Annotated in this window: 8 protein-coding genes; 6 read left to right on the top strand and 2 right to left on the bottom strand. The window is 41.0% G+C overall.

Features of this window, described 5'->3' with window-relative positions:
• The first annotated feature begins 37 nt into the window (after positions 1–37).
• From cobM to cobO, 4 genes are all read left to right on the top strand, one after another.
• Positions 38–811 carry a precorrin-4 C(11)-methyltransferase gene (gene cobM / locus ACGLXV_RS23935; protein ID WP_391560595.1) on the top strand — a complete coding sequence of 258 codons (774 nt, stop codon included), beginning with the start codon at positions 38–40 and terminating at the stop codon, positions 809–811.
• Positions 811–1932, top strand: a complete 1122-nt coding sequence (locus ACGLXV_RS23930; RefSeq protein ID WP_391560594.1) for a cobalt-precorrin 5A hydrolase — start codon at positions 811–813, stop codon at positions 1930–1932. Before cobM ends, ACGLXV_RS23930 begins: the two co-directional genes overlap by 1 nt.
• A gap of 18 nt (positions 1933–1950) precedes the next feature.
• A complete protein-coding gene (locus ACGLXV_RS23925) occupies positions 1951–3330 on the top strand; it encodes a cobyrinic acid a,c-diamide synthase CobB (protein ID WP_391560593.1) in 1380 nt (459 codons plus the stop codon).
• A gap of 65 nt (positions 3331–3395) precedes the next feature.
• Positions 3396–3932 (top strand): cob(I)yrinic acid a,c-diamide adenosyltransferase, encoded by a 537-nt coding sequence (gene cobO, locus ACGLXV_RS23920; RefSeq protein ID WP_391560592.1) that lies wholly within the window; start codon positions 3396–3398, stop codon positions 3930–3932.
• A 29-nt stretch (positions 3933–3961) separates the two neighbouring features.
• Here the strand turns inward: cobO and ACGLXV_RS23915 are convergent, their stop codons facing one another.
• Positions 3962–4393, bottom strand: coding sequence for a MarR family winged helix-turn-helix transcriptional regulator (locus ACGLXV_RS23915; RefSeq protein ID WP_391560591.1), 432 nt, complete (start codon positions 4391–4393; stop codon positions 3962–3964).
• Positions 4394–4544: 151 nt separating this feature from the next.
• Here ACGLXV_RS23915 and ACGLXV_RS23910 point away from each other — a divergent pair, with 151 nt between their 5' ends.
• Together ACGLXV_RS23910 and ACGLXV_RS23905 are read left to right on the top strand one after the other, a co-directional pair.
• Positions 4545–5024, top strand: a complete 480-nt coding sequence (locus tag ACGLXV_RS23910) for a DUF2798 domain-containing protein (RefSeq protein WP_391560590.1) — start codon at positions 4545–4547, stop codon at positions 5022–5024.
• Between the two features lie 124 nt (positions 5025–5148).
• Positions 5149–9768, top strand: a complete 4620-nt coding sequence (locus ACGLXV_RS23905) for a lamin tail domain-containing metallophosphoesterase family protein (RefSeq protein ID WP_391560589.1) — start codon at positions 5149–5151, stop codon at positions 9766–9768.
• A 94-nt stretch (positions 9769–9862) separates the two neighbouring features.
• Here the strand turns inward: ACGLXV_RS23905 and ACGLXV_RS23900 are convergent, their stop codons facing one another.
• Positions 9863–10222: a Lin0512 family protein gene (locus ACGLXV_RS23900; RefSeq protein ID WP_066049581.1), complete on the bottom strand. Its 360-nt coding sequence runs from the start codon at positions 10220–10222 to the stop codon at positions 9863–9865.
• Positions 10223–10290 lie beyond the last annotated feature (68 nt).

Raw genomic sequence — 10290 nt, 5'->3', positions numbered from 1 at the left:
CTGAGCTTGAATACTTAACATTAATGGTGGTGAGAAAATGAAGCTATACATCATAGGTGCCGGACCAGGAGATCCTGACCTAATTACGGTAAAGGGGTTAAAGCTTTTACAAGAAGCCGATGTAGTTTTATACGCGGATTCGCTTGTGAACGAAGAGTTAATTAATAAATCAAAACCAACTGCTGAAGTGATGAAAACAGCAGGCATGCATCTTGATGAAATGGTTGATATCATGGTGGATCGAATTCAAGCGGGGCTAAAGGTGGTTCGTGTTCATACAGGTGATCCTGCTGTATACGGAGCAATTATGGAGCAAATGACTCTATTAAAGAAAGCTGGTATTGAAGTAGAGATTGTTCCTGGAGTCAGCTCCGTGTTTGCCGCTGCAGCTGCGGCCCAGGCAGAACTAACCATTCCTGATTTAACACAAACAGTCATTTTAACTAGAGCAGAAGGAAGAACGCCTGTTCCGGAATTTGAAAAGCTTCGTGATCTAGCAAGTCATCATAGCACAATTGCTCTTTTCTTAAGTGCTACGTTAACAAAGAAGGTGATGAAGGAATTTATCGATGCAGGCTGGAACAAGGATACCCCCGTCATTGTTGTTTACAAAGCCTCGTGGCCGGATGAACAAATTGTCCGAACGACGGTTGAACATTTGGATGATGATATGCGTAACAATGGGATTCGTAAGCAGGCGATGATCCTAGCAGGCTGGGCATTAGACGAAAAAATACATGATAAAAACTATCGCTCAAAGCTGTATGATCAAAGCTTTACACATGGCTTTAGACGTGGGGTGAAGCCGTGATGATTGCTTTAAAAGAAGGGGAATTTGCTTCTATCAATCAAACCGGAGAATATGCGATTGTTGCCATTACGAAGCACGGAGTCGAGATTGCTAGAAAGCTAGCACCTTCTCTACAAAACGCCGATTTGTATTATATGAGTAAATTTGAAAAGGGAGATGAACAGGACCGTGGAATACAGATGTTTTCCGGTAGCGTTCGTCTTCTATTTCCTTCTCTTTTTCAAGCGTATAAAGGTCTAATCATCATCGTCTCCTTAGGGGCAGTGGTTCGAATGATTGCTCCACTTTTAGTAGATAAAAAGGTTGACCCTGCCGTAGTCGTAATAGATGATAAAGCAGAGCACGTGATTAGTGTGTTATCCGGGCATATTGGCGGAGCTAATGAGCTAACAAAGGAAGTAGCTGCGATTTTAAATGCTCGGCCAGTGATTACCACTGCGTCTGATGTACAAAAAACAATTCCTGTTGATTTGTTCGGAAAACGATTTGGCTGGGTATGGGAATCTGCAGAAAAGCTAACACCTGTGAGCGCATCGGTGGTGAACGAGGAAACAGTCGCCGTGGTACAAGAATCAGGGGAAAAGGGCTGGTGGACGTATGATCGGCCACTTCCAGAAAATATTAAGGTTTATTCAAGTATTTTAGAAGCATTGGTAACCAAGCCTCAGGCAGCACTTGTGATTACGCATCGATTACTAGATAAAGAGGAACAAGCTATTTTAGATAATGGTGTACTGTATCGCCCCAAGGTCATTGCTTTAGGTATGGGCTGTAATAGAGGGACGTCAAAGGAAGAAATCGAGGCAGTGATCCAAGAAACATTGGCTGAGCTTCGTTTTTCAATAAAAAGTGTGAAAGCGATCTGCTCGATTGATTTGAAAAAAGATGAGCAAGGGCTAATAGATATCACTGATCAATACGGGTGGGAATTCGTTACCTATTCTCCTAAACAGCTAAACACCGTACGTATCGCTGAACCATCAGAAACAGTATTTAAATTTACAGGTGCGTACGGAGTGAGTGAACCAGCTTGCTTGCTATACTCTGGAACAACGAAACCCGTACTTGAGAAGAAAAAATCAGGCAATGTCACCATTTCCGTTGCTCTGATTCACTACTAAAAGAAAAGAGGACATATCATGTCAAAAAGAAGAATGGTCATAGCTGGAACCGGGAGCGGTGTCGGAAAAACAACCTTAACAATCGGACTCATGTCAGCCTTTAAGAAAAAAGGGCTGGTTGTTCAAGGATTTAAATGCGGACCTGATTACATCGACCCGACCTATCATACGGCGGTTACTGGTAGGCCATCAAGAAATCTTGATAGCTGGATGCTCAATCACGAGCTAGTAAAAGAAATCGCTGTTCGCGGCAGCGAAGGAGCTGACATCTCAATTATCGAGGGAGTGATGGGGTTTTACGACGGGAAAAATCCGACTTCAAATGATGGCACTACGGCAGAGATCAGTGTGATTACGAAAAGCCCTGTCGTTCTTGTCGTCAACTGCGCTAGCATGGCTCGTAGTGCTGCAGCAATTGTAAAAGGGTTCCAAGCCTTTAATGACGATGTCAATATTGTTGGGGTCATAGCCAACCGAGTAGGTAGCGAAGGACATTATCAACTAGTAAAAGCTGCAGTCGAGAAGGAATGCCAGATTCCTGTTGTCGGCTATTTGAAAAGAGATGACGAGGTATCCATTCCTGAAAGACATCTCGGTTTAGTTCCTTCGATTGAACGTGGAGAGCTAGAGCCGTTTTTTGAAAAACTTGGTGATCTGGTGCTTGAAACCATTGATGTTGATAAGTTATACGAGTTAGCACAAGCTCCTGAGCTTATGTTGAAAGGACAACAGCTTGGAAAAAACAAAGTCAAAAACGTGCGTATGGCTATTGCAAGAGATGCTTCTTTTAATTTTTATTATCAGGAAAATTTGGAACTGCTCGAGTCTTATGGGGCAGAGTTAGTGGAGTTTTCCCCGTTAAAAGGAGAGTTACTCCCAGAACAGGTGGACGGTCTTTACCTCGGAGGAGGGTTCCCTGAGGAGTTCGCACAAGAGTTAGCCGAGTTGGACGAGGTCAAGCATTCTATTAAACACGCGATTGAAAACGGCCTGCCAACATTGGCCGAATGTGGGGGCTTTATGTATTTAACAGATGCAATAGAAACCACAGAGGGGAACAGTTATCCGATGGTTGGACTTATCCCTGGGGTCGTTCAAATGCATAAAAAGCTAGCTGCACTTGGTTATAGGGAAATCACCGGAGAAGAAGGAAATAGGCTGTTTCAAGGCAATCTAGGAGCGAAGGGTCACGAGTTTCACTACTCTACCTTTCATCCGACGTCCGAGTTACCTCCAGCTTACCAAACCAAAGGCATGCACGGAACAAAAAAGGAAGGTTTCTTAACAAGAAATCTCGTTGCCGGCTATACACATTTACATTTCGGATCCTGCCCAGAATTAGTGGGTAACTGGATATCGCTTTGTAGAAAGTACAAGGATAGTAAATCTAGGGTTTAGTAGCTTATTAACCCAAATTAACTCGAAAATAAACAAACCAATTGAAAAAAGGGAGGTTACAAAAAATGTCTCAACATGGATTAACTCTCGTCTATACTGGAAATGGAAAGGGCAAGACCACTGCTGCCCTCGGTCTAGCAATTCGAGCAAAAGGCCGGGGAAAACGTGTCTTAGTTCTTCAATTTATCAAGTCTCCCGCCCGAACCTATGGGGAAAAAATCATGTTTGACCAAATAGGGATTGAGATGCAGCAATTAGGAATTGGCTTTACATGGACGAAAACGCCGGAAGAGCATCGAGAAGCACTCACAAAAGCTTGGGCAATCACAAAGGAAAAGGTTTACAGCGAGGAATACGATGTCGTGATCTTAGACGAGCTCAATAACGCACTTGCTATCGAAAAGTTTCCGATTGAGGATGTTCTTCCAATTGAAGAAGTTATCCAACTGATCAAACATCGTCCTGAGGCTATGCACCTCGTAATTACAGGTCGCTCGGCTCGACAGGAAATTTTAGAGTTAGCCGATCTTGTTACCGAAATGAAAGAGGTCAAACATTACTATGAGGATGGCATTCCTGCGGTAAAAGGAATCGAATTTTAAATAGAAAGCTAACTAGTAGGAAGTGGAATTCAACTTCTATACCAGTTAGCTTTTAATATGTCTTTTAAGAGTTTCACTTTTTCTTGCCCCAAAATATCTACGATTTCTTTTTCAATTTCCTCTTTAATCCATGTCATCTCTTTGCAGCTTTCTAAGCCTTTACTCGTTAACTGCAACAATTTTTCACGTAAGTTCTCCTCAGATGTTTCTGCTACAATCAATCCTTTTTCAATTAAGCCCTTTGCACATTTATGGGCGGCCTGTCTGGAAATATTCATTTTCCTAGCGGTTTCGGCAATGGTTAGTTCCTGGTGTAGTTCTAGCCTTGTCATTAAGTAGTACTCTTGTGGGGTAACATCTTCATTTCCATTTTGGATCCATCGCTGACGGACCTCACCTCTAAGCTCAGCGTGTTTATCACTGACTAAATCAATTAATCCGAACAAATTCAATTCACTCATTTTTTTCTCCTAAGTATGTGATTCCTTTCATTGTAGCATTTTTTCTAAAATAACGTGTAACCAAAACCGTCAATTAGGTTGACAATAATACGAAAATCAAGTTAGAATAAACCGTCAACTAAGTTTACGTTTGAAAAAGGAGAGGAAAAGAGTGGGAAAAAATAAAAAGGAACAACTAGTGTTCACAACCCTTACCTGCGCTTGTATGGTATTTGGGATGAGCATCTACAACGTATTATTGTTGAAAGGATTTACTTCTTCTGTATGGTTTGATGTGATCATAGGATTTGTTCCAGCGTTTATTGTTGGATTATTATTAGATATTTTTGTAGTAGGAAAACTATCTAAATCCGTCGTAACCAAAATCGTGAAACAGGGAGATCCATTAATTAAAAAGATCTTATTCATGTCATTTTTTATGGTGTCGGGAATGGTTTTACTGATGTCTCTTTATGGTGCAATCATGAATGTTGGAATCAGCCCCGAACTTCCAAGCGCGTATGTTAAAGGTGTTAGCTTCAACTTTATTGCCGCCTTGCCACTACAGCTTTTAATTGTCGGTCCCATTGTTCGCTTGATTTTTACAAAGATCTATTCTGAAGAACGTTCACTTTCACCCGCACAAAACTAATTGGAAAATCTAAACAGTAAATTTACATCCTTTTTACAGAACGTTAAAAATGGAAAGGTAAAGTTTTTAATAGAGGAGAGTCTAGTAATTACTCTCCTTCCTATTAGAAAACTGGGGGATGTTTATGCGAAAGAAACAAAAAAACTCATTTCAAAAGTACTATAGCATAGTACTAAGTACTAGTTTGTTTTTGACAAGTGTCGTGACGTCTATTCCTTTTAACACTTTTGCTGCTGAAACTACGGTTTCAACAAGCGAAGGAACACTGGAAGAAAATGAAGCCTCGACCAGCACAGAAGAAATCACATCTACAATGCCTGAAGAATCCTTACCAACGAATCAAGAAACCACAGTTACAGAAACACCTCAGCAAGAAACAAACTCTACATCAGAAGTAGAAACCAATTCTACTAAAGAAGCCGCCGATGAAGATTATCAATCGTATCCATCTATTTTGATTACTGAAATATCACCAAATTCAAAAGGAACTGGAACCGATTATTTTGAGTTTATTGAAATCTATAATAATAGTAACCAACCAATACCACTTAAGAATTATTCTTTCGTCTATCAGTACACAGATGGCAGTCGGGCAGACCTTCCATTCCAAGTTCCTAATGTTACGGTTGAACCTCAGAAAAACATCGTTCTTTGGTTTAATAATGGAGGAAAGACGCTCGAGGATTTTAACTCAAATTTTGGGACTAGCCTTCCGAGAGAAGCTGTTATTGAATTTACCGATGTGTTTCCAGGGTTTGCAAACGGTGGCAATCGGGCCATTACGATTCGTAGCCAAGAGGGAAAGGACTTGGTTACAGCTTCGTATCTAGGAAGTGAAAACGATAATTACGGGAACGATATTGCTTATAAGTACCCATTGTCTGGTATCTTAATGGATACATATAGCGTTTTAGCAGCGCCAACACCTGGTCATATCGAATCTCACCAAGTTCCCACCCAACCGGTAGAAATACCTGAGAACCCAACGGATACTCAAGCACCAAGTATTCAACACGAACCACTCCAAGCCGCTTCTGAATTTTTGCCCATTACGATAACCGCAGAAATTACGGACAATTTTGCCGTACCCAATGCGACTCTTTTTTATAAAAATGAGACAATGAACGCTTTCTCGAGCATCACTATGATAAAAGAGGGTCAATCCAATATTTTTACAGCTGCCATTCCTGAAGTAGATGTATCGAATCATATAACATATTACATGGAAGCGTCTGACGGGATAAACACCGTAAAAACGGAGCAATATCGAGTCGAAGTCGAAACTACATCTGTTGATTACACTACACTTCCACCATTTCTAGTAACAGAAGTGTTACCAGATTCAACAAATGTCGGCTCAGCAGATGGATATGAGTTTATCGAGATATATAATAATTCAACTAGTCCCGTGTCCCTTAAGGATTACAAACTAAATTATCGCTATTATACAAACGATCCTGGCTCTGATGTTGTCTGGGCTTCTGTTCCTGATGATGTGATTATCCCAGCAAAGGAAACCCTTGTATTTTGGATTATCAATGAACAAAATGGTTCTAAAACGGTAGCGGATTTTAATCAGCATTTTGGTACAAATTTAGCAGAAAATGAGGATATTGTTCGGATTTTCAGCAGTGGAATGGCCAATGGAAGCTTACGCGGACTTGTGATGGCAACCAACACAGGGAGGGAAATTGCTGTTGCCTATTATAATGACGAATCCAATGTGGATGATACGTATGCAGATAATGGAATTCAATATAGGTATCCAACCGATAAGAGCAAAAAGATGTATAAGCTAACGATTGAACAAGCAACCCCTGGTACTGTAAGACCCATCCAAGTTCCAATAACTCCACGTGAGTACCCAATTGATTCGACAAGTCCGGTTCTTGAAAACCTAACGGACGTGATAACCGTCAATCAAAAAGAAAATATCGAAGTCATCGCAAAAGCAACCGATGATAGGGAAGTAAAAACAGTAAAGATTTTTTACAAAATTTCGGGGCAATCGGAGTTTACTGAAGCCATTGTGAAAGAGAATTACGATGATTCCTTCTTTCACCATACGATTTATTCTCCTGAGCTCATCGGTAAAGAATATGTAGATTATTATCTTTTAGCATCCGATGGCACCAATGAGGTAACAAGTGAAACCTATCGCGTACAAGTAACCAACGATCTGGACCAATCTAGTTTACGCCTAAACATAAAAGAGGGAGATAAAGTAGGTGGTGAAAAGGTGGTGAAAGCCACATCCGCGTCTGATGCTCCTGAAAATGTTAAGCTATCAATCGACGAAACAGAAGTAACGACAGATCTGTACTCTTCCATGGAGCATACCGCCTACCTCGCATTTGAAGCAAATGGATTAAATACCTATTTCCAAAATGCAGTGACGATGGGGGAGGAAATCTTATATTTAATGGATAAAGATTGGCTATCAGCATGGAAAACTTTTTCAGTACCCATCACAGCCGATCGATTACAAGTAGGAGATAATATCATCACCCTTCGTTCAGGCAACAAAGCCTCACCATTTGACTTAGAATCAGCAGAAAACAGGGATGATTATGATCTTCGTAACGTAAGGCTTGTTTTAGCTGATGGTACCGTGATCAAAGATCCTAGCCACAACGATCCTGCCCGTATTATAAAAATGAATGATGGGAACCCATTCGTGGATTTCCACTTTCCAATTACGGAAGAGCACGCAAGATCAAAGTCTTATGTATGGAATACATCAACCGTCCCTGATGGCGAACATACGATTACGGTAGCTGACCTCGATGAGGAAGTGAGTGCTACGGTCTTAGTGGATAACACCGCTCCTACGATCACAACGAATATGAAAGAAGGAAAAACCTACAAAGGGGCCTTCACGATTCAAGCTAAAGCAAAGGATGATGGTGCAGGGGTCGAGTTGGTAGAAGCATTTTTAGACGATGAGCCTATCCAAATTCCTTTTGAAACAGCTTCATCAAAACTCATGCCAGGTGAGCACAAGCTCTCTGTTACAGCAAAGGATTCAATAGGGAATTCCTCCACGATGATTGTCCATTTTTCTGTTGTCAATGAAAATCCCTTGCTGCCAACGGACGTTTCATCATTTGGAGAAATACCTGTGGAGGGAGACCCTGTACTCAAGGTAAAAGTGACAGACCCTACAAATGACAAAATGGATGTATCGTTCTATGAAGGGTTCCAATACGATATTGGTGACCAATCACAAGTCAAAGGGTATTCAAACGTGGCCGATATAGAGCCACCTAATGAACCCGCACCTCAAGGAGAAGAGACATTTTCAGAAGACGATATGTCGCTTGTTTCAGAGCAAGACGGGAAGTATTTAACGAAGGATTCTAGTGAAGGCTTTCCATATCACCGATTTGATGTGACCGTCGATGAAAAAGTGGATGGTAATGATGTGGTTGAGCTATTTTGGACAGGAAATTCTCTACCCGGAAGAAAGGTATCTATGTACGCATGGAGCCACGATACAAGCAAATGGGTGCTCATCGACTATAAAATTGCAGGGGATAACGATTTTACATTAAAAGGAAATGTTCAAGTGGATGAATTTGTTCACGAGCAGAAAATTAATGTTCTTGTTCAAGACGAAATTCCTGCAAATCCAAGTGAGTATGATTATACCTTTGTTTGGATGTCGGATACACAATACTACTCGGAAAGCTTTCCATATATATATGAGGAACAAACCAAATGGATTGCTGAGCACCAAGAAGACATGAAAATCAAATACGTCTTCCACACGGGTGATCTCGTGAACATCTCAACCGATATGACCCAGTGGAGTCGCGCAAATGAATATATGAAAGTACTTGATGATCACAATGTCCCGTATGGGGTGCTAGCCGGGAATCACGATGTTGATCAAGTGTCTACGGACTATACGAACTATTATCAATATTTTGGTGAAGACCGTTTTAATAATAAACCGTATTACGGGGGATCGTATTTGAATAATCGAGGCCACTATGATCTCATCTCGGTCGGAGGCAATGATTATATCATGGTGTATCTTGGCTGGGGAGTCACAGATGATGGAATTCAATGGGTGAATGATGTGTTACAGGCACATCCGGATCGGAAAGCGATTCTAAATTTCCATGAATACCTTCTAGCAACAGGTACCCGTCATCCACTAGGAGAGAAGCTTTACAATGAAATCGTCGTTCCAAATAAAAATGTGATGGCTGTTTTAAGCGGACATTATCATGAAGCACAAACATTAATTGATGAAATTGATGACAATGGAGATGGAACTCCTGACCGGAAAGTATATCAAATGTTAGCTGACTACCAAGCAGGTCCTGAGGGCGGCCAAGGCTATATGAGATTATTACACTTTGATGTTTATCAAAATCGTGTGATCGTGAACACGTACTCTCCGTATTTAGATGATTACAATTTTTATAATACAGATACGTATGGAAATAAGGACGAGTTTGTAATGGATCTAGACCTTGCTGCTGCAGACAAACGAGTCGCAACCGATTATTTTTCCGTTAATATTTACACGGAAACCTTAATTGGAGAAGATCGAAAGGTAAAAAGCGGAGGAATAGCCGAAACCACTTGGAAGGGACTAGAGGAGAATCAAACGTACTCCTGGTATGCTGTTGCTTCTGACAAATATACTGGGAACTCCATATCACCTATCTGGACCTTTGTGAAAGGAAAGCCAAAGAGTAAAGATAAAAAAGCTTCTAAACCTGGAAAATGAACTGGAAACGAACATGAGACACTGATCCGGGGGTGGCCCCATGTAAATGGTAAATAAAAAATGGGCGGAAAGCATTATTTCCGCCCATTTTTTATTAGTATCCAACCTCAACAGCTGCTACAACTATGTACATCAAATCATTTTTATCTTCTTTATCAGGAAGAACGATCCCACTTGTTGTAAGCATTCCGCCGTCCTGAACCTGAACGGTCACCTCTCCGTACGGAAGAACTGCCTTCACCGCTTCAATATCAAGTAACTCTTTGTCTCCAGGAACCGCCAATTTCACATTTACCTTCATGTTCTCTAGCTTGTTTTCCGGAAGAACTGTGCGAATGCCAGGCATTGAGTTAAAATGAATTGCATTTTGCACTGCGCGAATCGCTGCTTTTGTCACGTTTTGTCCGTGAACATCAATCCCCATTCCTGTTTCAATAAACATTATCTGATCCATAAGTTTCCCTGCCTTTATCATTTTTCTCCATCTAAGGATAACGCAAATCAGTCGATTTACCAACTAAA

It is taken from the genome of Robertmurraya sp., assembly GCF_036676585.1.
In the GTDB taxonomy this organism is placed as follows: Bacteria; Bacillota; Bacilli; order Bacillales; family Cytobacillaceae; genus Robertmurraya_A.
The sequence above is the reverse complement of the archived record's forward strand: the minus strand, read 5'-3'. Positions and strand labels throughout refer to the sequence as shown.